Here is a 21,929-nt window from a genome sequence, read left to right as displayed (position 1 = left end):
ACCTTTCGTCCGTACGGGCAGGTATCGACAGAGTGTCAGTGTTCCGGTCCCGACGGGTCCGGTTTGTGGTCCCGGGATCCTCACGGGGCGGGTGTGCTGTGGAGGCGCACGACGACAGGATCGAGGCGGCACATCGTGGCACGATCGGATCCGTGCCCGGTAAACCCGTCACCGATCAGCGCCTCCGCGACCTCGCGTTGCTGCGCCGCGTCCGCGACCGCATCGATCGCGAGTACGCCCAACCCCTCGACGTCGAGGCCCTCGCCCGCGGTGTGAACATGTCGGCCGGCCATCTCAGCCGCCGGTTCAGGCTCGCGTACGGCGAGTCGCCCTACTCGTATCTCATGACCCGGCGCATCGAGCGGGCCATGACGCTGCTGCGACGCGGCGACCTCACCGTCACCGAGGTGTGCTTCGAGGTGGGCTGTTCGTCGCTCGGCACCTTCAGTACCCGGTTCACGGAACTCGTCGGCGTGCCCCCGAGCGTGTACCGCAAGCAGGCCGCCGAGGAGACGAACGGCATCCCGTCGTGCGTGGCGAAGAATGTCACCAGACCGATCAGGAATCGAGAAGCGCGGACGGGTCCGCCGGTCATACCGTGATCGGCATGGACATCACCATTCACCAGACATTCCTTCCGCACACCGATCCCGAGGCGTCCCTCGCGTTCTACCGCGACACGCTCGGCTTCGAAGTCCTCAACGACGTCGGCTACGCCGGGAAACGCTGGATCACCCTCGGCCGCAGCGACACTCCCGGCACGTCCCTCGTGCTGTACCCGCCGGACGCCGACCCCGGCATCACGGAGGAGGAGAACGCCACCATCGCCGAGATGATGGCCAAGGGCACCTTCGCGTCGATCATCCTCGCGACGAAGGATCTCGACGGGGCCTTCGAACAGCTGCAGGCCGGCGACACCGAGATCGTCCAGGAACCCACCGACCAGCCGTACGGGGTCCGCGACTGCGCTCTCCGCGATCCCGCGGGAAACATGGTCCGCATCCAGCAATTGCGCTGACCGATCCGACGATCGGACCTACTCTCCGATCGTCGCACCCGTTCCGCCCGCATCCATACGACCACTGGAGTCTTCGAACATGACCTCGACGAAGGACACACCGGCACCTGCAGCGCACGTCGCCGACACCCACGACGCGATCCGGGTCCACGGAGCGCGCGTGAACAATCTCCGCGACATCAGCGTGGAGATCCCCAAGCGGCGATTGACGGTGTTCACCGGTGTGTCCGGCTCGGGCAAGAGTTCGCTGGTGTTCAGCACGATCGCCGCAGAGTCGCAGCGTCTGATCAACGAGACGTACAGCGCGTTCGTGCAGGGATTCATGCCGACCCTGGCCCGTCCGGACGTCGACGTGCTCGACGGCATCACCGCGGCGATCATCGTCGGCCAGGAACGGATGGGGTCGAATCCGCGCTCGACGGTGGGCACGGCCACCGACGCCAATGCGATGCTCCGCATCCTGTTCAGCCGGGTTGCGGAGCCGCACATCGGTCCGCCCAACGCCTATTCGTTCAACGTGCCGTCGGTGCGGGCGAGCGGTGCGGTGACGGTGGAGAGGGGTGCGGGGAAGACCCAGGCCGAGAAGGTGACCTTCAACCGGCTCGGGGGCATGTGCCCGCGATGCGAGGGCAAGGGTTCGGTCTCCGACTTCGACCTCACCGTGCTCTACGACGACAGTCTCTCCCTCAACGAGGGCGCCCTGAAGATCCCCGGTTACAGCATGGACGGCTGGTACGGCCGGATCTACCGGGGGTGCGGCTTCTTCGATCCCGACAAGCCGATCGCCAAGTTCACCAAGCGGCAACTCCACGACCTGCTCTACAAGGAACCCACCAAGGTCAAGGTCGAGGGCGTCAACGTCACCTTCGAGGGTCTGATCCCGAAGATCCAGAAGTCGTTCCTGTCCAAGGATCTCGACGCAATGCAACCGCACATCCGTGCGTTCGTCGAGAAGGCCGTCGTCTTCTCCACATGCCCGGACTGCGAGGGGACGCGTCTCGCCCCCGAAGCACGGTCGTCGAAGATCGACGGCAGGAGCATCGCGGACGTGTGCGCGATGCAGATCAGTGATCTCGCCGAATGGGTTCGAGGACTGGATCTTCCGCAGGTCGCTCCGCTACTGAAGAGCCTCCGGCATCTGCTCGACTCCTTCGCGGACATCGGGCTGGGATATCTGTCGCTCGATCGCCCCACCGGCACCCTGTCCGGTGGAGAATCGCAGCGCATCAAGATGATCCGCCATCTCGGATCGTCGCTGACCGACATCACCTACGTGTTCGACGAACCGACGATCGGCATGCACCCGCACGACATCGCGCGGATGAACAACCTGCTGCTGCAACTGCGTGACAAGGGCAACACCGTGCTCGTCGTCGAACACAAGCCCGAGGCCATCGCGATCGCCGATCACATCGTCGATCTCGGCCCGCGCGCCGGCACCGAGGGCGGACAGGTGGTCTTCGAAGGCACCGTCGACGAACTGCGTCGTGCCGACACCCTCACCGGTCGTCACCTCGACGACCGGGCGTCGCTGAAACCGACGGTGCGCACCCCGAAGGGCGCCCTCGAGGTCCGTGGCGCCGACACGCACAACCTGCAGAACGTCGACGTCGACATCCCGCTCGGCGTGCTCGTCGTGGTGACGGGCGTGGCCGGGTCGGGCAAGAGCTCGCTGATCCACGGCTCGGTGGCCGACCGCGACGGCGTGGTCACGATCGACCAGAGCCCCATCAAGGGCTCGCGTCGCAGCAACCCCGCGACCTACACGGGGCTGCTCGAACCGATCCGCAAGGCGTTCGCGAAGGCCAACGGCGTCAAGCCGGCCCTGTTCAGTTCCAACTCCGAGGGCGCCTGCCCGACCTGCAACGGCGCCGGTGTCGTCTACACCGACCTCGGAGTGATGGCCACCGTCGAATCGGTCTGCGAGGACTGCGAGGGCAAGCGCTTCCAGGCCGCGGTGCTCGAGTACACCCTGGCGGGGAAGAACATCGCCGAGGTGCTCGGCATGTCCGTCGCGCAGGCCCAGGAGTACTTCGCCGACGGCGAGGCGCGCACCCCGGCGGCGTCGAAGATCCTGCAGCGACTGTCCGACGTCGGTCTCGGCTATCTGCGGCTCGGCCAGCCCCTGACCACCCTGTCGGGTGGTGAGCGGCAGCGGCTCAAGCTCGCCACCGCGATGGCAGAGAAGGGCGAAACCTACATCCTCGACGAACCCACGACGGGCCTGCACCTCGCCGACGTCGAACAGTTGCTCGGCCTGCTCGACCGGCTCGTCGAGTCCGGCAAGTCGGTGATCGTCATCGAACACCACCAGGCCGTGATGGCCCACGCCGACTGGATCATCGACCTCGGCCCCGGCGCCGGCCACGACGGTGGGCGCATCGTCTTCGAAGGCACCCCCGGCGAGCTGGTGGAGCAGCGGTCGACGCTCACCGGCGAGCACCTCGCCGAGTACGTCGGGGTCGGTGTCAGCGGCTGAAGTCCGGACGCTCCATCAGCCACGACACGGCCACACCGGCGACGAGCCCCCAGAACGCCGCGCCGATGTTCCACACGGTGATGTTCGAGGCGGTGACCACGAACGCGACGAGCGCACCCATCGTGTGCTTGTACGCGAACCCGGCCACGAAGGCGCCCTGCAACGCCTTGAGCATCGCCAGGCCGCCGAGGGTCGCGACGAACGAGGCGGGCGCGGCGATCATCCACCGGACGAACAGCGGTGCGAACAGTCCGAAGACGATCGCCAGCGTCCCGCACGTGATCGCCGCGGTGTACTGACGGGCACGTTCCCCCGACGACACCAGCAACGCGTTGGTCGGCCCGGTCAGGCAGGTCGACACGGCACCGACGCACGCGGCGGGGAAGGACCACAGTCCGCATGCGATCGCCGAGACGTTGACGGGCGGGTTGTGGCCCGCCGAACGCAGTACCGCGATGCCCTGCCCGTTCTGCACGACCAGCACGGTGATCGCGAGCGGCACGACGAGTTCGAGGATCGCCGACCACGTGAACTGCGGGGCGGTGAACACCGGTGCGGCGAAGACCGCGCTGTCGGTCCCGGACGGTGAGAACCGGCCCGACAGTGCGACCGCACCCACCCCGGCGAGCAGGGCGCCGAGGATCGGTGGCATCCACTTACCGAGAACCGCAACCGAACTGAGCAGAAGGAAGACGATCACCATCGGGGCGGCGATCGCGACGTCGGATCCGAGTGCTGCCACCAGGTCGATGCCGAACTTCAGGAACACTCCCGCGACCATCGCCATGACGATGGGCATGGGCAGCGCCTCCATCACCCGGCGCACCAGTCCGGAGGCTCCCAGCATCGTCACGAGGGCCGCGGTCACGAAGAACGCGCCGACCACTTCCGCCCAGCTCAGATGGGTGAGCGACCCGCCGACGAGCACGGTGCCGGGGATGGTCCAGAAGAATCCGAGCGGTTGCCGGTAGGCGACGCTCATCACGATGGTGAGCAGCCCGTTGAGGACGAACACCCCGAAGATCCACGACGCCAGCTGCGGTGCGCTCAACCCGCCCGCGGCGCCGGCGGCGAGGATCACCGCGACCGGTCCGGTGCACGAGAAGATGAGCCCGATCAGACCGTTCGCGGCGTATCGCGGGCCGAGATCCCGGATTATTCCGCGTGGCCGGACGACGGGACGCACGGGGCGTTCGAACAGATCGGTCTCGGCGGTGGGGCGATCGTCCACGGCGGTCAATGGTCAACCTCGATCCTGTTGTCGGAACTTCGCGGCGAGCTCGCTGCGCGAGCGGATGCCGAACTTCGAGTACACGCGGGTCAGGTGGTACTGCACGGTCTTCACGGACAGGAACAGCTCACCGGCCACCTCCTTGTTCGTGCGACCCGACGCCACGAGTGTGGCCACGGCGCGTTCCTGCGGCGTGAGAGTCGTGAAATCTGAACGCGGGGCGTCGGTTTCACTGTCACCGGTGCGAAGACCACCGGCCTTGAGTTCCCGGTCGCAGCGTTCGACGTACGAGACGGCGCCGAGTGAGGAGTACAGCTCGCGGGCGGTGCGGATCACCGTGTCGGCGTCGCGGCGACGCCCCGCCCGGCGCATGGTCTGACCGTACGCGAAGTTGATGCGCGCACGGTCGTAGGGCAGCGGCAGCGTATCGATCTCGTCGAGTGCCTTCTCGAAGGCATCGCGGGCGGCGTCGATGTCGCCGCGGGCACCGAGGATCCGGCCGCGCACGTACCCGAGACGGGCCTTGGCGGAGCGGTGACCGCGTTCGGCGGCGAGTTCCTCGTGCGGCCGCAGGAATTCGTCCGCCTCGTCGACACGTCCGGTGATGACGAGAGCGTTGCCGTAGAGATCCGGCCACGGCCACTGGCCGGGCTCGTCGACCGCACCCCGCTCGCGCAGGGTGACGATCGGTTGCAGATAGCGCAACACGCTCGTGTAGTCGGAAACCACTTCGGCGCACTGCGCCAGGCACAGGCAGGCCGGTACGAGCATGAGCGGGTAGTCGTTGTTCCCGGCGCGGGCACGGTGGGCGTGTTCCCGTGCAGCGGGCCAGTTCCCGCGCAACGCGTGGACCTGGGCGCCGGTCCAGTGGACGAGTGGTCGGAGCAGGTCGAGTTGGGTCGCGTCGAGCTGCGCCGCCGCGCGATCCACGGTGCGGAGCGCGTCCGACCACGCGCCGAGGGCGAACTGGGTTCGCGCGAGCCAGGCCTGCGCCCACAGGGAGATACGCAAGGACCCGCCGCGGAAGGTGGTCGGTTCGGCGGCCTCGAGTTCCGTCCGGGCGAGATCGGGCCGGTCGAGCACCAGGGCGAGCCAGCCCTCGGCCATACGGATGCGCTGACTCTGTGCTCCGAGCCGGATGCCTTCGGACAGAGCCGAATACGACTCGACCGCCTCGTCGACACGACCGGTCATCGCCAGTCCGAGTCCGCGGATGGCACGCGACTCGACGACAGGTGGAGCCGTCTCGGGAAGAGTGTCGGCCGCGCGATCGGCCCACAGGACGAGATCGTCGCCGCGCAGTCGTGCCAGCGAGTGCAGCACCATGCGCTGGGAGATCGTCGCGGCGAGTTCGGGTTCGGACTCCGGATCGTCGAGCATCGACCACGCCTCGGTGAGCAGGTGGTGCGCTTCCGCGGCCCGTCCCCTCTGGATGGCGAGATAGCCGAGCACGGCGTTGCGCATCGGCCCGCTCGGCACGCTCTCGATCTCGGGGACGAACGTCTGGGCCTGGGGCAGATCTGCCGCGCCGGTCAGCGCATCGACACCACGGATCATTCTGCGGGTCCGTAGTTCTCGGTCGAGGGTGATGCGACTCGCGGTGATGAGTGCTTCGGCGGCCTGGGACCAGGCGCCGTCGGCGGCGCACCGCCGGGCGTAGGCGTCGAGGTCGGCGGCAAGCTCTTCGTTGCCGGTCGGTGTCGCGGACACCAGGTGGAACAACCGGGCGCCTTCGTCGTCGACGAGCAAGGCGGCCCGCGCGTGCAGACTGTGCCAGCGCGCGGGACCGATCTCGTCGGCGACGGCGGCGCGGGTCATGGGATCGGGGAACGACAACGACACCACGCCCCGTTGCTCACGCATGGTGAGCAGGCCGAGCCGGTGGGCCTCGTCGAGCGGCCCGGTCGTGTCGCCGACCTCGGCGAGTTCGGCGACGAGCGCGAGGGATTCGGTGGCTCCCCGTGTCGCGGCGGTGTCCAGGACGGCAACCGATTCGACGAGGGCGCGCGTGTCCGGTGAGCACCGGGCGAGGATGCGCCCCACCTTTCCCGCATGTTGTCTCGGAGCCGGGAAACGTGCCTGCCAGCGGTGCCATTCGTCGCGCGGGATCTCGTCGAGGAGCTGCAGGATCGAACGGGGATTCCCGAGGGTGTGTTCCTGCAGGCGCCGTGCCGTCCACGCGGACAGATCGACACCGATGCGATGCAGCGCGAGCTGTGCGACGTCGGGTGGCGCCAGCGCGCCGACGTGGAGGATGTCCACGCGGTGGCTGTTCGAGAGGAGGTCGGCGGTCGCCGGAGCGACATCGTCGGGAAGCACGTCGGGCACGATCCAGATCATGAGGAGGGGACGTCCGTGCGCTCGCCGGAGCGACGACGACAGCGACTGCAACGACTCGACATCCGCGTAGTGCGCGTCGTCGACGACGATCACCGTCACGTCGTCGATCCGGTCGAGGAGCGTGCGTGCCGCCTCCACCGGATCACCGGCCGTGACGGTGTCGCCGAGCAGCTGTTCGAGAACGGACCAGGGATGGCCGGCCTCCCAGCGTGCCCCGGTGGCGTCGTGCACGGCGATGTCGTCGTGTCGAGCGACGAAATACGAGACGAGGGAAGATTTTCCGACGCCGGATGCCCCCTCGACGAGGACCAGCGAGGGGACACCCGCGCGGGCTTCGTCGAGGAGGCGTTCGAGTTGCATCAACTCGGAGTTCCGGCCGATCAGCACAGTGTTGTCCGTCACACATCCACGGTAGTCGGCGCGGGCCGGTCGGAACTGCGGACCGGCGAGACGGTGACGGCCGGACGGGGCACGAACCAGGTGACCAGACCACCGGCAAGCGCGATACCCGCGAAGATGTAGAAGTTCACGTTGTTCGCGAAGCCCGCACCGATGAGCAGACCGCCGATGACCGGGCCGACGATGCCGCCCAGGCGACCGAAACCGGCGCACCACGCCACGCCTGCGGCGCGTGCGGGAGTGTCGTAGTAGTTGGACACGAACCCGTAGATGAGCACCTGGGTGCCGATCGTTCCGACACCGGCGATCGCGACGGCGGTGAGCAGTACCGGCAGCGGGAAGCCGAGGGTCAGCAGCACCAGGGCCACGGCCGCGAGGAAGAAAGTGGTGACGATGACGGACTGCGGTCCGCGGCCGTCGGCGACCTTCGAGGCGAGCAGGCCGCCGATGATGGCGCCGCCGTTGAGGACGAGCAGGAAGGCGAGCGAGCCGTTGGCGTTGTAGCCGGCGTCGGCCATGATCTTCGGCAGCCACGTGTTGAGGCCATAGGTGAGCAGCAGACCGGCGAAGCTCATCATGCCGAGCAGTCCCGTACCGAGGGCGTACTTCCGCGTCGCGAGTGCCGCGAAACCGATCTTCTCGGTGGAGGCGACAGGTGCCGCGGACGGCAGCGGGAAACCGAACTTCGCGCACACCTGCTGCGCCTCCTCGGACCGTCCCCGCGACTGCAGCCAGGCCGGCGACTCGGGAAGCTTCATCAGTGCCAGCGGGAGCAGGACGATCAGCGGCAAGGCGCCGATGAGGAACAGCCCGCGCCAGCCGATGGCGTCGCGCAGCAGGATCGCGAGCAGCGAGGCCAGGACACCACCGGCGGGGACGCCGCTGTAGACGATGGCGTTGAACAGGTTGCGCTTGCCGGGAGGCGCGAACTCGGCGACCACGGCTCCGGCGGTGGCGACGAGACCACCGACGCCGATGCCGGTGAAGAAGCGGAACGCACCGAACATCGTGATGCTCGTGGAGAAGGCCGCCGCACCCATGCCGACGGAGAACCAGACGATGTTGATCAACATCATCTTGCGGCGACCGACGCGGTCACCGAACGCGCCGGTCAGCAGCGCGCCGACCATGACGCCGATCAGGGCGTAGGAGCCGAGGGCACCACCCTGCTGGGCGGAGATCTCCCCGAGCTGGGTCGGATCGGCCATCAGGGTCGGGAGGACGGTGCCGTACACGACGAGGTCGTAGCCGTCGAAGATGATCGCGAGGGTGGCGAGCGCGACGATCCAGACCACGCTGCGCCGATGTTGTGGACTGGCCCAGGTCTGCGTGGCGTGGGTCATGCGTTGCTCCGGTCTGTGAGTGGAGTCACAAGCGAATTCGGGGAGAAAAGTGGCCTCACCGGAGGGACGGGCGCCTCCGGTGAGGCCGTGCGAGGGGGCGGTCAGCCCAGGTCGCCGCCGGCGACGGGAAGAACCGTGCCGGTGATGTAGGAGGCCTCCTCGGAGGCCAGGAAACAGATTGCGGCGGCCTGCTCGTCGAGCGTGCCGTACCGCTTGAGCAGCGAGGAGTCGACGGTCTGGTCCACGATCTGCTGGTACCAGGCCTTCTCCTGCTCGGACTGCGGCGACGGACCGCGCGCGATCCGTCGCTCCGGAGCGACGGTGCCGCCCGGTGCGGTCGCCACCACGCGGACCCCGTAGGGGGCGAGCTCGAGGGCCAGCGACGCGGTGACCGCGTTGACCCCACCCTTCGCCGCCGAATACGGCACGCGGTTGACGCCGCGGGTTGCGACCGACGAGACGTTCACGATCGTGCCGGCGCGGCGCTCGATCAGATGGGGAGCGGCGGCGCGGCACGTCCACAGGGTGGGGAACAGCGACCGCCGGATCTCCTTCTCGATCTCCTCCGGCGCGTAGTGCTCGTACGGCTTGGCCCAGATCGTGCCGCCGACGACGTTGATCAACACATCGATGCGGCCGGTGGTGCGGACCGCGTGGGAGATCGCCTCCTCCGCGCCCTCGAAGGTCTCGAGATCCGCCGTCACCGAATGTGCCTTGCCGCCGGCCTCGCGCAGCTGCTCGGCCACCTCGTGGACGAGATCCGCGCGGTCGACGAGCACGACCTCACCGCCCTCGGCGGCGATGCGCGTCGCCACCGCGAGACCGATGCCCTGCGCGGCGCCGGTGATCGTCAGGCACCGGCCGTCGAACCGGCCCGGGAAGATCTTCGTCTCGGTCATGAAGAGGCACCTGCCGGGGCGTTGGTGGCGATGGCACGGCGCATCGTCTCCTTGGCGTGCTGGGAGTGGACGACGATCAGGTCGCGCGCGGTGGCCTTGTCGCCCTTCTCGAACGCCTCGACCAGCTGCAGGTGCTCGTCGACGATGTGCTCCTCGATCCACTGCGCGTCGCGCAGGACCTGCTTCATCAACCGGGTGACCTCGAGCTTGTTGTAGGCCTCGAGCAGCACCGGGTTGGTGCAGCAGCGGAAGAGGAACTCGTGGAAGGCCGCGTTGGTGTCGGTGAACGCCGCGGCGTCGGTGAAGTGGTCGCCTTCGACCGAGGCGCCGGACGCCTCGGCGAGGATGCGGAACTCGACGAGCTGCTCCGGCGTGAGCCGGCCGATCGTGAGTTCGACGACGCCGAGTTCGAGGGCCATGCGGGCGTCGAACTGCTCGTCCGATTCGGCGACGGGCGGGTGCTCCTCGCCGATCTCGTAGTTGCCGGGCTCGGGGTTCTCGAGCACCACCGGACGACCGGTCTCGGCGGCAGCCTTCTCCGCTGCGGCCTTCTCGGCGTCGGTGGCAGCGGGTGCGGTGGCCCCGCCCGGGGTGGCGGAGGTGTTGAACTTCTCGAAGTAGAAGTTCGTCGGAGTGATGCCGTTGTCCGACAGGTGGTTACGCACTGCCTCCACCATGGGCGGCGGGCCGCACAGGTAGATGTCCACATCGCCGTCGTTGAGATGCGACGGCTCGAACAGACCCGTCACATACCCCTTGTTCGGGGCGGACGACGCCTCGTCGGCGACGCAGTAGTCGAACGTGAAGTTCGGCAGCCGCTTCGCGTACGCCTCGAGCGTGTCGAGTTCGACGAGGTCGTGGTCGAAGGTGACACCGTAGATCAGGTGCACCGGCTGGTCCGAACCGTCGGCCTCGATCTTCGACAGGATCGACAGCAGCGGCGCCAGGCCGGTACCGCCGGCGAGCAGCAGCGACGGGCGCTTGCGCTCGCGCAGGAAGAAGCTGCCGAACGGGCCGGTGAACTCGAGGGTGTCGCCGACCTGCGCGCGGTCGCGCAGGTACTCGGACATCAGACCACCCTCGGTGATCTTCACCAGGAACGCGAGCGAATTCTCGTGCGGGCCGGTGCTGAACGAGTACGAGCGGGTCGCCGGCTTACCGGTGCCGTCGTCGCTGCCGGGCACACCGATGTTGACGTACTGCCCGGGCAGGAACACCAGATCGTCACGGTTGTCGATCTCGACCGTGAACCCGACGACGCTCTCGGAGTAACGGCGCAGATCCGTGATGGTCGCGCTGTACGAGGCGGCCGCGGTCTTCGCGACATCGGAGGTGCTCGCGATCTGCACCACCAGATCGGATTCCGGCATCATCTGGCACGGTAGGCAGTAACCCTGCTCGGCCTCTTCGTCGGTGAGGGCGTCCTCGATGTAGTCGCCGCCGTCGTAGCTGCCCGATTCGCAGAAGGCCTTGCAGGTTCCGCACGCGCCGTCACGGCAGTCGAGCGGAATGTTGATACGCGCTTTGTACGAGGCGTCGGCGACGGTCTCGTTCGGATTGACCTTGATGAAGCGGGTGACCCCGTCCTCGAAGCTCAATGCCACCTGATAAGCCATGGCACGTGCCTCCTTTCGTGATCGGGGTGGAACTAGACGACGTAGACGTCGACGATGTGGTGGATGTAGTCGTTCTTCAGGACGATCTTCTTCTTCTTGATCACCGGCTGTGCGCCCGAGACGTCGAGGGTGATGAAGGTGGTCCCGAAGTAGGTGTCGGTGGTGTTGTAGCGGAAGTACAACGAGAACCAGTTGTGCCGCAGATCGATCTCGGTACCGCGACGCTCGAGGATCTCGACGTTGGTGATGTTGTGTCCCGTGCGGGGTTCGGGCAGCGAGGTCGCCGACGAACGGTCGGTGCGGATGCGGAACACCCGGTCCTCGAGGCCACCGCGGTTCGGGTAGTAGATCAGCGAGATCTCGGTCTGCGGGTTCTCGGTGAGAGCGCCGGCGTCGTCCCAGGCCGGCATCCAGTACTCGGCGTCGGGGTGGTAGCACTCGAGCCACTGCTCGAACTCGCGGTCGTCGAGCAGCCGGGCCTCGCGGTAGAGGAACTGTTCGATGTCGGTCTGCGTGAATTCGTGTACGGCAGTCATGATTCCGGTTCCTCTCAGAGCGCGGACGGGTCGGCGGCGGAGCTCTCGGCGGCGATGGCCTCACGCATCGCTTCGAGCCAGTAGCCGTGCTGGATCGGGTACAGGCCTTCGTCCTCGGTCTTCACACCGCTCGACAGCACCTTCGTCATGCCCAGATCCTGAGCGACCTCGTCGGGTCCGTTGAGGATGTGGGTTGCGCCGCGGCTCATGTCGTTCCAGGGTGCAGCCGATGCGAGGTAGGTCTTCTGGCAGGAACGGAACTCCTCGAGATCGTCCGGGGTGGCCATGCCGGTCGCGTTGAAGAAGTCCTCGTACTGACGGATCCGGTTGGCGCGGGACTCGGCGCTCTCACCCTTCGGTGCGATGCAGTAGATCGTCACCTCGGTCTTGTCCACGGAGATCGGGCGGAAGTGCCGGATCTGCGAGGAGAACTGGTCCATGATGTACACGTTCGGGTACAGGCACAGGTTGCGCGACGCCCCGACCATGAACTCGGCCTTCTTCTCGCCGAACTCCTTCGCCAGCTCGTCCTTGCGCGGGTACAGCGGACGGTCCTCGGGGTTGCCCCACCACATCCACAGCAGCAGGTGGCCGTGGTCGAACGAGTAGTAGCCGCCGCCCTGCTTGCCCCAGGTGCCGGCGTCCATCGCCTTGGTCTCGTTGCTGGACTCACCGGCGGTGCGACGCGCGGTGGTCGCCGCGTAGTTCCAGTGGGTGGCCGAGACGTGGTAGCCGTCGGCACCGTTCTCCGCCTGCAGCTTCCAGTTGCCGTCGTAGGTGTAGGTGGACGAACCGCGCAGCACCTCGAGGCCCTCGGGCGACTGGTCGACCAGCATGTCGATCATCTTCGTGGTGTCGCCGAGGTGATCCTCGAGCGACTTGACGTCGGGATTGAGGCTGCCGAACAGGAAACCGCGGTAGCTCTCGAAACGAGCGACCTTCCGCAGGTCGTGGCTGCCGTCGGTGTTGAACTGCTCGGGGTAGCCGGCGTCGCGGGGATCCTTGACCTTCAGCAGCTTTCCGTTGTTGCGGAACGTCCAGCCGTGGAAGGGGCACGTGAAGGTGGTGCGGTTGTCGGTCTTGCGACGGCACAGCATCGCACCGCGGTGGCTGCACGCGTTGATCAGGCAGTGCAGCTCGCCTTCCTTGTCGCGGCTGATGACGACGGGCTGGCGGCCGATGTACGTGGTGAAGTAGTCACCGACGTTCGGGACCTGGCTCTCGTGGGCGAGGTACACCCAGTTGCCCTCGAAGATGTGCTTCATCTCGAGTTCGAAGATCTCCTCGTCGGTGAAGACGTCACGGCGGATCTGGTACCGCCCGGTGCTCGGGTCTTCGACGAGTGCGCCGTCGAGGCGAGTGCGCACGTGCTCCACGATGTCGGTCATGGGATCCTCCAGGTAGCGGGCTTCGTTCCCGGGACGGACGGGGCGGTGTCCGACGCGGCCGAGCCTGTACTGAAGATTCGTGATGACCGGGTTCTTCCGGTCCGGCTCGACGCGATGTGTCCGGCGATATCTCCACGATGACAGCCTGTGGCTACGGTCACACCAGGCAAATGCCTAGGGATACCTAGGACCCCTGGGCGGAGGGCCGAAAGGCCCTCGGAGTCCGGAGGCGGAAAGACCCCTCGACACGGCCGTACCGCTCGTGCGCATCGCGGTGCCGGAGCAACGCGGGCGCACGAGCGGTACGAGGAGACGTATTCAGCCGGCCGGGGTGAACCGTTCGCGCCGGATGCGCCGCGGCGACATGCGGCGACGCTTGAACGCCTTCACCGATGCCTCCACGAACGCCTCCGATCCGCAGATGTAACCGGTGAACTCCTTCGCGGACGCGACGTCCTCGAGGAAGGCGTCGGTGACGTAGCCCTCGCGGTCTCCGCCGCTCTCCCTGCTCACACAGGTGGTGTAGCGGAAGCCGGGATGGCGGGTCTCCAGTTCGCGGAGGACGTCGACGTCGTACAGGTCCGAGCAGGTACGGACCCCGTGGTAGAGCAGGATCTGCCGGTCGGGGACGAGGGAGAGCGCCTGCCGGACGATCGCCTCGAGCGGGGCGAGGCCCGTCCCACCGCCGAGCAGGACGATCGGGCCGGTGCCCTCCGGATCGAAGGTGAAGTCGCCGTACGGGCCGGTGACGGCGACTCGTTCACCCACCTCGATGCGCTCGAAGACCCACCCACTCGCGACTCCACCGGGTTGCCGGCGGAGGTGCAGTTCGAACTGCTTGGCCTCGGAGGGCGGATTCGCGAGCGAGTACTGCCGGCGGACCTCGGTCCCGGGAACCGTCACCTCCACGTACTGCCCGGCCGAGAATTCGAGCGGTTCGTCGGCGGTGAGCAACACCTTGCGCGTGTCGGCGGCGATGTCGCGCACCTCGGCGACCGTGGCGACGACGTCGCGCAGCACATGCGTGCCGGCGGATTCCTCCGTTGCGGGGGTCTCGAAGACGACGTCGCCGCGCGGGGTGGCCTGGCATGCGAGGACGAATCCGGCCGCGAGTTCGTCGGCGGTGAGCGTCTCCTCCGGCGAGTTCCGATGATCGAGTTCGCCGTCGAGGACCTTGATCTTGCAGGTGCCGCAGGTGCCCTGGTTGCAGGAGTTGGGCATCCAGTTGCCGTTGCGCAGGAACGCTTCCAGCACTGTCCGGCCGGGTTCGCAGGGAGCGACGCCGGTGCCCGCGATCAGTGTGTACGACATGGTCAGATCTCCCACCGGGCATGCAGGGTCTTCGGACCGCGGAAACCCCAACCCCAGAATTCGACGTCCTCGGAGGTGTCCCGCTCGAGATTGGGGATGGTCTCGAGCAGTTCTTCGAGACCGATGCGGCTCACGTTGTTCGCGAAGTAGATTCCCGCGCAGGCATGCTTGCCGGCACCGAAGGCGAGGTGGGGGAGTGGCGGGCGGGTCAGGTCGTAGCGGCTGGGGGCGTCGAACACGTCGATGTCGTGGTTCGCCGACCCGTAGGACAGCATGACCACCGACCCTTCGCTGATCTCGATTCCCGATACGACGGTGTCGCGCTTGGCGATACGTGCGGTGCCGGACCAGATCGGGGAGGTCCAGCGCATCCCTTCGGCGATCGCGCGGGGGATGAGTCCCGGTTCGTCCACCACGGCTTCGAACTGTTCGGGGCGGGTGAACAGGCCTGCCAGGGTGGAACTCATGGCGTGTCCCGGTTCCTGCATGGCGCCGAGGAGGAAGACGTACAGCGTCGGGTAGATGTAGTCGCGGTCCCGCGTCTGCCCTTCGGGCATCCCGTCGTGCAGCCAGTGCGAGATGGCGCTGTCGTCGGGATGCTCGATCCAGTGGTCGATCAGCGGGTCGACGACGGAACGGATCTCCTCCTTGGCGCGGTCGCCCTCGTCGAAACGTTCCTGGTTCAGAAAGTTTCCGTCCTCGTCCATCGCTGCGTTGGTGAACGAATCCGACAGTTTGTGGAACCATTCGCGCAGTTAGTCCGAACTGACGTCCTTCAGTCCGAGGAGATCTCCGAGCGACCGCACACTCACCGGCTCGCAGAACTGGGCTACGAGATCGGCTTTGCCGTCGGCTTCGAACGCCTCGACGTAGCGTCGTGCGATCGGACGGACGAGATCCTCGATCCAGCGGTCCACCTCGGCGGGCTGGAGGGCGGGTTCGACCATCGACCGCAGGTCGCGGTGGATGTCGCCGTTGACGCCGATGATCGCGGGATGACCGAAGGTGCGGCCACCGGCGGGGGTGATGATGCCGTCGAAGTCGTCGCCGGCCGCGACCGCACGGCACGCTTCGGTCGTGGACGCCACGTAGGCGCCGAGGACGGGCACGAAGGCGATCGGAGCTTCGGCGCGCAAGCGCTCGTAGACCGGGTACGGATTGCGCTCGAGTTCTTCCATGGTGATCTCGTCGAGCCACGAAAGAGTGCTGGTCATCGGTGTACCTCCGGGTCGGGAGCCGTCCGGCGACGGCCGGGCCGTTGTTGACGTGGCCAGGACCATACGAGTCGGCCGACGGGCCGGTCGATGCACATTGCGCGGTCCCTGGACGAATCACGCGACTATGTGATCCAGGTCTCGGCAGCGGTTAGTCTCGAAGGCGTGAGTGTGCCCGAGATCGAGGACTGGGACGACGCCTCGCGCGTCGTGGCGGACGTGTACTTCCCGCACCGGTTGGCGGACCTCGGAAAGGTGGATCGTCCTGAGCTCGAATTGGTCTCGGCCGATCTCGGAGGTGTCACGATCGGTCGGATGAGCTGGGGAGCGGACGTCGCGATCGAATGCGATTATCCGGGCGCCTACGAGGTGAACATACCGCTGAGCGGGCGGCTCGAATCGCAGGGGCGCTCGGGCACCGTCGTCTCCGAACCCGGCTCGGCGACGGTCTTCCGCGCGGACACCCCGTCGCTCATCACACGGTGGGACGCCGAATGTTCGGTCCTCGGAATCAAGTTCGATCGAGATCATCTCGAACGCGAAGCGGACCGCATTCTCGGTGGTCCGTTGCGGTCGCGCCTCGAACTTCCCGACCGCCTCGATCTGCGGGGGTCGGCGCAGGAATGGCACCGTCTCGTGGCATCGCTGAGCGAGCAGCTCGCCGGGCCGACCCGGGTGCTCACGAATCCTCTCGTGTCGGCCCAGCTCGGCGGTGCGGTCACCACGGCCTTCGTCCTGGCGGTCGCGCCGGCCGACGAAATGTCACCGGCACCCCGCCCGGGCATGGTCCGGCGGGTGTTGAACGCTCTGCAGGAGGATCCGGGTCGTGTCTGGACGGCAGCCGACATGGCGGAGATCGCCGGAACCAGTGTGCGCAGGTTGCAGGAGGCGTTCTCCGAGTACGTGGGCAGCAGTCCGTCCGCGTGTCTGCGCGACATCCGGCTCGATCGCGCCCACGCGGATCTCGCTGCGGGGGGAATCACGGTGGCAGATGTAGCTTTTAGGTGGGGTTTCAGCCATCCGGGGCGTTTCGCCGCTGCCTTCCGGAAACGGTACGGCGTCACCCCCACGGAGATCCTGAGGGGTTGAGCGCATGCGGATACAGATGCACGCGAGCGGGTGACGACCTCATGGTCGTCACCCGCTCGTGGGTCCTCCCCGAACTGCTCAGCCGAACCAGAGGATCGGTGTGGGCCGATCGAACGACAACTCGGGGAAGTCGTCGTCCGCGACCGGCGTCCGCAGTCGCCGCTCGACGTAGTCCAAACCGTTGCTGCGCATGTAGTCGATGCAGGACACCGTGTACCCTACGGGGTCCGTGCGTGTACCGGCGATGGGGCGGAACAGGTTCGGGAATCCGTGGATGGTCAGGGCGCCACGATCGAGCGTGGTGCCCTCTCGGCCGTGCAGTGTGAGCCCGCCGTGTCCGTCGACGACGAACTTCGCTCGGCCGACGACGGTGCCGCCGATGAGGATCTCCCATCGATGTTCGATGTCGTCGTAGCGGACGACGTTCGCGGTGCCGATCTCGTGGACCGCCAACCGCAGTTCGTCGCGCAACCGTGCGGCGACCCGCTGGGAGGCGAAGGAGCGTCCGAGGACCACTGCGTCGAATTCCGGTGCAGGGGGATGGGACACGGAGTTCGAAGCGGTCGTGGTCATCTCGGACGCTCCTTCGCGGTGGGGTGGAGGTTGGGGGCCGCGCGCGGGCGGGCAGGGGGAACGGAGGTCATCCGCCCGCGCGCGGGAGTCGGTTACTTGTAGAACGCGCTGACGTCGGAGTTGCCGATCATGTCGGGCACGGTCCAGCCGTCGAGGTCGTACTCGCTCATGAACTGCTCCGCAAAGCCCTTCATGGAGGCGACGTCACCGCGACCCTCGGCGGCGAAGAGGAGCTCGGCCTTGACGTTCTCGTGATTGCCGGCGTAGTTCCGCTCGTAGAGTTCGTGGCGGCCACCGAACTCGGAGCCGATCGAATCCCACAGTGCCTTCATGACCTTCACGCGATCGACGGCCTGGATGCCGTCCGAACCGCGAACGTACTTGTCGAGGTACGGGCGCACGTCGGGGTTCTTGAAGTCGGCGGCGGAGGAGGGCAGGTAGATCAGGCCCGAGGCGACGTCCTGCTCGATGATCTCCTTGATGCGCGGGTAGCCCTGCATCGCGAACATGCGGTAGGTGAGGCCGTATTCGAGCTTGGGGATGACGGTGCCGTCGATCCACTGCTCGGGGTTGTTGACCATGGCGTCGGAGAGCGACCAGAACAGGTTGCGCCATCCGATGACCTCACCGACGCGGGTCTGTACTCCGCGGAATCCGCCGGCGCCGGTGGCGTCGAGGGCCTTCATGAGCAGACCGGCGATGAAGTCGAGCTTGACCGCGAGTCGCGTGCAGCCCTGCAGGGTGAAGCGCTGGAGGAAGCCGGAACCACCGAGGAAGTTGTTGATCTTGTCGACGTCCCCGTACATGAAGACGTTCTCCCAGGGCACGAGGACCTTGTCGAAGATGAAGATCGCGTCGTTCTCGTCCAGTCGCGAGGACAGCGGATAGTCGAACGGGGAGCCGGCGACGTTGGCGTTCTGCGAGTAGGAGGCGCGCGAGATCAGCTTGATGCCGGGTGCGTCCATCGGCACCGTGCAGATCAACGCGAATTCCTTCTTCTTGATCGGCAGACCGTAGTGGGCGATGAAGTTGTAGTTGGTGATCGCCGAACCGGTGGCGACGACCTTGGCGCCGGAGACGATGAGGCCGGCGTCGGTCTCCTTCTCGACCTTCATGAACACGTCGCCGACCTGGTCCGGCGGCAGCGAGCGGTCGACCGGCGGGTTGATGATCGCGTGGTTCCAGTACAGGACCTTCTCCTGCGACTCGCGGTACCAGCGCTTCGCGTTGTCCTGGAAGGGGGAGTAGAACTCGTCGTTCGCACCGAGGGTGCCGAGGAAGGAGGCCTTGTAGTCGGGGCTGCGGCCCATCCAGCCGTAGGTCATGCGGGCCCAGGCGGCGATGGCGTCGCGGTCGGCGCGCAGGTCGTCGGCGGACTTCGGGGTGCGGAAGAACGGCATGGTCACGCCGCCGTTGCCCGTGTCGGTGGGGGTGGTGAGGGTGTTGACGTGCTCACCGGTGTGGAGGGCGTCGTAGAGGCGCGCCGTCATCCGGATGGAGTTGCGGAAGGCCGGATGGTTGGTGAAGTCCTTGACTCGCTCACCGTGCAGGTAGATCTCGCGGCCGTCGTCGATGGAGGCGATGTACTCGTCGCCGGTCATCGGGCGGGAGGCGAAGTTCTTCTGCTGGTTGGCCGGGTGGTCTGCGGCGACGTTGACCTTGGAGCGGTCGACGGTTTCCGTGGGCCGGGGCTCGGTGGTGGTCATGGAGTTTCTCCTTGTCCGGTGGGGATGAAGAGGGTTCGGGCGGGCTGTGTCTCGGGCGTGGACCGGGTTCAGACGTGAGCCGGGGCGAGTTCGAACGGCACGAAGCGGGTCTGGGAGTCGAACCATCCGCTGTGCGGGTCGTCCAGCGAGCCGTTCCACGCGGTGGACGTGCTCGGGGCGCCGAGATCGTGGAAAGTGCTGCGGTAGAACAGGAGCGGGTCTACCGTTTCGTCGAAGGTGGCGTCGACGATCTCGCCGATGTAGATGATGTGGTCGCCGCCGTCGTATTCGCGCCAGGGCGTGCACGACAGTGTCGCGGCGGTGCCGGCGAGGATCGGAGCGGTGGGGCCCTGCTCCCAGACCGGCTCGGGCGACTGGGGGCGTCCCGCGAAGTGCAGTGCGGTGTCGAGCTGGTTTGCGGCGAGGATGTTGACCGCGAACGGCGCGTCGGACAGGAACCGGCAGGCCTTGGAGGTGCGGGTCAGGGTGACCTGGCACAGGCGGGGCTCGAGCGAGACGGCGGTGAAGGCGGTGACGGTCGCGCCGTGGGGCTCTCCGTCGCTGTTCGCGCAGGTGATGACGGTGACGCCGCTGGCGAACTGTCCGAAGATGTTGCGGAGTGTGCGCTGATCCATGTCTGCGTCCTCCTGTCCGGTGCGGGTTGTGGTGGACTTCGATTCGATGTGACACAGACCATATGGACGTTGTGGAGCTTGTGCGATCCAGTGAGCGCGGTCACTATCCACCTAGCGCGGTGAGTGGGCCGAAGGGCCCTGTTTGCCTGGGACCGTGTTCCGCATCACACTGGATCGCACGCGCTCGAACCACACGGATGCGCAGGTCGGAGCGCCGACGACGAGCTGGAAACGAAGGTGAGGGGCCGATGGCAATGGAGCCGACTCCGGGGCCGGTCGATTGGGAAGAGGTGGAAGAGGTTGTCTCGAATGCCTATTTCGAGCACGAACTGACGCCGCTCGACGACGTCGCGCCCTCGCTCCGGCTCCGCACGCTGCCGCTCGGGCCGATCCGTCTCGCTCGCATCGGCTGGGGAGCGGCCGTGTCGATCCGCAGCGAGCATCCTGGGGCATACGCGGTGAACATTCCGATCGCGGGGCGGATCGCCGCCGGCAACGGGTTGGTGTCGGAGGTCGGGCACGCCACCGTCTTCCGTCCCGACACCGCAGCACCGGAGCAGAAGTGGACGAACGACTGCGAGATCGTGGGGATCAAGCTCGAGCGCGACTATCTGCAGCGCGAGATGTCGCGCATCCTCGCCCGCCCCGACCTGCAGCTTCCGGACCGGGTGGATCTGACGACGCAGGCGGGGCAGAGCTGGATGACACTGTTGCGCTCGGTCGTGGAACAGCTCAAAGCGGACGAATCACTCTGGCGGAATCCGCTCGTCGCGGAGCAGCTGTCGGGCGCTCTGACGACCTCGTTCATCCTCGCGGTCATGCCGGAGGACGCGGATCCGACCGGCGGTGCGCGTCCGCGCATCATCAAGCGTGTCCTCGACCGGTTGCACGAGGATCCCGCCTCGGCGTGGACCACCGCGGAGATGGCCGAGGTGGCCGGTGTCAGTGTGCGGCGCCTGCAGGAGGGCTTCCGCGAGTATCTCGGGGTCTGCCCGCGCGATTACCTGCTCGACCTGCGCCTCGAGCGCATCCACGAGGAACTCGCGGTGGGCGACGAGACGGAACTGTCGGTGACCGATGTGGCTCTGAAGTGGGGCATCACCCATACCGGCCGGTTCGCGGCGGCCTACAAGCGCAAGTACGGGGTGGCGCCCTCGGTCACGCTGCGCGGGTGACCGGGGAGTCGTCAGTTGTGGCGGTAGCCGAGCTCGCTGCTGAGCCTTTCCGCGCAGTTCACGACCCTTTTCGCGGCAAGATCGCGGAACGAATCGAGGGTGTGGCGACCGGTCGACGTCGAGCACGCGAGCACTCCGACGGCGTAGCCGGAGGGGTCGAAGACGGGGGCGGCGATCGTGATGAGCCCTTCCTCGAGCTCGGCGGAGGTGATCGCGTAGCCGCGGTTGCGCACGTGGGCCAGTTCGGCGCGCAGGTCGTCCGGGTTGTCGATCGTCGCGCTCGTGAGCCGTACGAACTCGGTCTCCTCGAGCACGCGGTCGACGAGTTCGCGCGGTGACCAGGCCAGCAGCGCCCGGCCCATCGACGTCGCGTAGGCGGGGACGCGGGTGCCGACGGAGACGTTGATGCTCATGATCCGGCGAACCGGGACGCGTGCGGCGTAGACGACCTCGGTGCCGTCGAGTACGCCGAGGGATGCGGATTCGTTGGTGTGCTCGGCGATCTCGACGAGTTTCGGCAACGCCGAGTCCACGAGAGTGTGGGATTCGGTGTAGTGCCGGCCGATACTGAGCACGCGCGGAGTGAGCGACCACCGCGTACCGTGCGACGTGACGTAGCCGAGTTTCTGCAGGGTGAGCAGGATCCGGCGGACCGCGGGTCGCGACAGATCGGTCTTGGCGGCGAGTTCGGCCAGACTGGGGTTCGGGTCCTTGTCGTCGAAGGCGTGCAATACCGCGAAACCACGTTCGATGCTCTGGATGAAGTCCCGATCGTTACTAGGACCATTACCTAGGTCGATGCTCGGCATCCTGCCTCCTACCTGCGTACTTGTTGATACTGCCCGATCCGGTGTTGACAAGCTGTGTGACACCACGCACAGTATGTGGTGTACGCACTGCGATACACAAGTACGCACAGCGTACAGACCGGTGATCACCGCAGCCCCCGTGTCGCACCGGCCCCACACTTCCCGATA

At 66.9% G+C, this 21,929-nt stretch carries 17 protein-coding genes and 1 pseudogene; 5 read left to right on the top strand and 13 right to left on the bottom strand.

Translation table 11 applies throughout. From position 1 onward, the window contains the following. Positions 1-152 precede the first annotated feature (152 nt). The 3 genes from CKW34_RS22920 to CKW34_RS22910 all read left to right on the top strand — a co-directional run bounded on the left by CKW34_RS22920 (position 153) and on the right by CKW34_RS22910 (position 3,497). Entirely contained in the window at positions 153-602 is a 450-nt protein-coding gene (locus tag CKW34_RS22920) for a helix-turn-helix transcriptional regulator (protein WP_059382793.1), read from the top strand. A 5-nt stretch (positions 603-607) separates the two neighbouring features. Next, positions 608-1,018 carry a VOC family protein gene (locus tag CKW34_RS22915; RefSeq protein WP_026061047.1) on the top strand — a complete coding sequence of 137 codons (411 nt, stop codon included), beginning with the start codon at positions 608-610 and terminating at the stop codon, positions 1,016-1,018. A gap of 79 nt (positions 1,019-1,097) precedes the next feature. Then, a complete protein-coding gene (locus CKW34_RS22910; RefSeq protein ID WP_059382672.1) occupies positions 1,098-3,497 on the top strand; it encodes an ATP-binding cassette domain-containing protein in 2,400 nt (799 codons plus the stop codon). Here CKW34_RS22910 and CKW34_RS22905 read toward each other — a convergent pair. From CKW34_RS22905 to CKW34_RS22865, 9 genes and pseudogenes are all read right to left on the bottom strand, one after another. Beyond that, positions 3,487-4,728, bottom strand: coding sequence for a benzoate/H(+) symporter BenE family transporter (locus tag CKW34_RS22905; RefSeq protein ID WP_059382673.1), 1,242 nt, complete (start codon positions 4,726-4,728; stop codon positions 3,487-3,489). The two genes, CKW34_RS22910 and CKW34_RS22905, sit on opposite strands and share 11 nt — an antisense overlap. Positions 4,729-4,740: 12 nt before the next feature. Then, entirely contained in the window at positions 4,741-7,470 is a 2,730-nt protein-coding gene (locus tag CKW34_RS22900) for a helix-turn-helix domain-containing protein (RefSeq protein WP_059382674.1), read from the bottom strand. Further along, positions 7,467-8,810: an MFS transporter gene (locus CKW34_RS22895; protein ID WP_059382675.1), complete on the bottom strand. Its 1,344-nt coding sequence runs from the start codon at positions 8,808-8,810 to the stop codon at positions 7,467-7,469. The genes CKW34_RS22900 and CKW34_RS22895 overlap by 4 nt, the downstream gene beginning before the upstream one ends. A gap of 101 nt (positions 8,811-8,911) precedes the next feature. Next, positions 8,912-9,709: a 1,6-dihydroxycyclohexa-2,4-diene-1-carboxylate dehydrogenase gene (locus CKW34_RS22890; RefSeq protein ID WP_059382676.1), complete on the bottom strand. Its 798-nt coding sequence runs from the start codon at positions 9,707-9,709 to the stop codon at positions 8,912-8,914. Beyond that, positions 9,706-11,325, bottom strand: coding sequence for a benzoate 1,2-dioxygenase electron transfer component BenC (gene benC, locus CKW34_RS22885; RefSeq protein ID WP_059382677.1), 1,620 nt, complete (start codon positions 11,323-11,325; stop codon positions 9,706-9,708). The genes CKW34_RS22890 and benC overlap by 4 nt, the downstream gene beginning before the upstream one ends. Positions 11,326-11,357: 32 nt before the next feature. Then, positions 11,358-11,861, bottom strand: a complete 504-nt coding sequence (gene benB, locus CKW34_RS22880) for a benzoate 1,2-dioxygenase small subunit (protein WP_059382678.1) — start codon at positions 11,859-11,861, stop codon at positions 11,358-11,360. 14 nt (positions 11,862-11,875) lie between these two features. Then, on the bottom strand, positions 11,876-13,249 hold the full coding sequence (gene benA / locus CKW34_RS22875; RefSeq protein WP_006553156.1) for a benzoate 1,2-dioxygenase large subunit: 1,374 nt from the start codon (positions 13,247-13,249) through the stop codon (positions 11,876-11,878). Positions 13,250-13,567: 318 nt separating this feature from the next. Next, positions 13,568-14,560 (bottom strand): 2Fe-2S iron-sulfur cluster-binding protein, encoded by a 993-nt coding sequence (locus CKW34_RS22870; RefSeq protein WP_174479632.1) that lies wholly within the window; start codon positions 14,558-14,560, stop codon positions 13,568-13,570. A gap of 2 nt (positions 14,561-14,562) precedes the next feature. Continuing rightward, positions 14,563-15,774, bottom strand: a pseudogene (locus tag CKW34_RS22865) (cytochrome P450). A 165-nt stretch (positions 15,775-15,939) separates the two neighbouring features. Between CKW34_RS22865 and CKW34_RS22860 the strand changes: the two are divergent. Continuing rightward, complete coding sequence (locus tag CKW34_RS22860) at positions 15,940-16,863, top strand: helix-turn-helix transcriptional regulator (RefSeq protein WP_080968272.1); 924 nt, start codon at positions 15,940-15,942, stop codon at positions 16,861-16,863. A gap of 78 nt (positions 16,864-16,941) precedes the next feature. Here the strand turns inward: CKW34_RS22860 and CKW34_RS22855 are convergent, their stop codons facing one another. The 3 genes from CKW34_RS22855 to CKW34_RS22845 all read right to left on the bottom strand — a co-directional run bounded on the left by CKW34_RS22855 (position 16,942) and on the right by CKW34_RS22845 (position 19,777). Beyond that, a complete protein-coding gene (locus tag CKW34_RS22855) occupies positions 16,942-17,436 on the bottom strand; it encodes a hypothetical protein (protein ID WP_059382680.1) in 495 nt (164 codons plus the stop codon). A gap of 92 nt (positions 17,437-17,528) precedes the next feature. Beyond that, a complete protein-coding gene (locus tag CKW34_RS22850; RefSeq protein WP_059382681.1) occupies positions 17,529-19,142 on the bottom strand; it encodes a 4-hydroxyphenylacetate 3-hydroxylase family protein in 1,614 nt (537 codons plus the stop codon). A gap of 68 nt (positions 19,143-19,210) precedes the next feature. After that, the gene (locus CKW34_RS22845; protein ID WP_059382682.1) at positions 19,211-19,777 is read right to left on the bottom strand and encodes a flavin reductase family protein; all 567 of its coding nucleotides are present in this window, start codon (positions 19,775-19,777) and stop codon (positions 19,211-19,213) included. 254 nt (positions 19,778-20,031) lie between these two features. Between CKW34_RS22845 and CKW34_RS22840 the strand changes: the two genes are divergently transcribed. Continuing rightward, complete coding sequence (locus tag CKW34_RS22840; RefSeq protein ID WP_059382683.1) at positions 20,032-20,952, top strand: AraC family transcriptional regulator; 921 nt, start codon at positions 20,032-20,034, stop codon at positions 20,950-20,952. Positions 20,953-20,963: 11 nt separating this feature from the next. Here CKW34_RS22840 and CKW34_RS22835 read toward each other — a convergent pair whose 3' ends face one another. After that, on the bottom strand, positions 20,964-21,761 hold the full coding sequence (locus CKW34_RS22835; protein WP_059382684.1) for an IclR family transcriptional regulator domain-containing protein: 798 nt from the start codon (positions 21,759-21,761) through the stop codon (positions 20,964-20,966). Between the last annotated feature and the right edge of the window lie 168 nt (positions 21,762-21,929).

It is taken from the genome of Rhodococcus rhodochrous (assembly GCF_900187265.1).
Lineage (GTDB): Bacteria > Actinomycetota > Actinomycetes > Mycobacteriales > Mycobacteriaceae > Rhodococcus > Rhodococcus rhodochrous.
Note: the sequence above shows the minus strand (reverse complement) of the source record. Positions and strands in the feature narration are given on the sequence as shown.

Excerpts from the sequence above, each read along its gene's own strand:
- CKW34_RS22915 (WP_026061047.1), top strand. The coding sequence starts at position 608 with ATGGACATCACCATTCACCAGACATTCCTTCCGCACACCGATCCCGAG.
- CKW34_RS22910 (WP_059382672.1), top strand. The coding sequence starts at position 1,098 with ATGACCTCGACGAAGGACACACCGGCACCTGCAGCGCACGTCGCCGAC.
- CKW34_RS22895 (WP_059382675.1), bottom strand. The coding sequence starts at position 8,810 with ATGACCCACGCCACGCAGACCTGGGCCAGTCCACAACATCGGCGCAGC.
- CKW34_RS22890 (WP_059382676.1), bottom strand. The coding sequence starts at position 9,709 with ATGACCGAGACGAAGATCTTCCCGGGCCGGTTCGACGGCCGGTGCCTG.
- benC (WP_059382677.1), bottom strand. The coding sequence starts at position 11,325 with ATGGCTTATCAGGTGGCATTGAGCTTCGAGGACGGGGTCACCCGCTTC.
- benB (WP_059382678.1), bottom strand. The coding sequence starts at position 11,861 with ATGACTGCCGTACACGAATTCACGCAGACCGACATCGAACAGTTCCTC.
- benA (WP_006553156.1), bottom strand. The coding sequence starts at position 13,249 with ATGACCGACATCGTGGAGCACGTGCGCACTCGCCTCGACGGCGCACTC.
- CKW34_RS22870 (WP_174479632.1), bottom strand. The coding sequence starts at position 14,560 with ATGTCGTACACACTGATCGCGGGCACCGGCGTCGCTCCCTGCGAACCC.
- CKW34_RS22855 (WP_059382680.1), bottom strand. The coding sequence starts at position 17,436 with ATGACCACGACCGCTTCGAACTCCGTGTCCCATCCCCCTGCACCGGAA.
- CKW34_RS22850 (WP_059382681.1), bottom strand. The coding sequence starts at position 19,142 with ATGACCACCACCGAGCCCCGGCCCACGGAAACCGTCGACCGCTCCAAG.
- CKW34_RS22845 (WP_059382682.1), bottom strand. The coding sequence starts at position 19,777 with ATGGATCAGCGCACACTCCGCAACATCTTCGGACAGTTCGCCAGCGGC.
- CKW34_RS22840 (WP_059382683.1), top strand. The coding sequence starts at position 20,032 with ATGGAGCCGACTCCGGGGCCGGTCGATTGGGAAGAGGTGGAAGAGGTT.
- CKW34_RS22835 (WP_059382684.1), bottom strand. The coding sequence starts at position 21,761 with ATGCCGAGCATCGACCTAGGTAATGGTCCTAGTAACGATCGGGACTTC.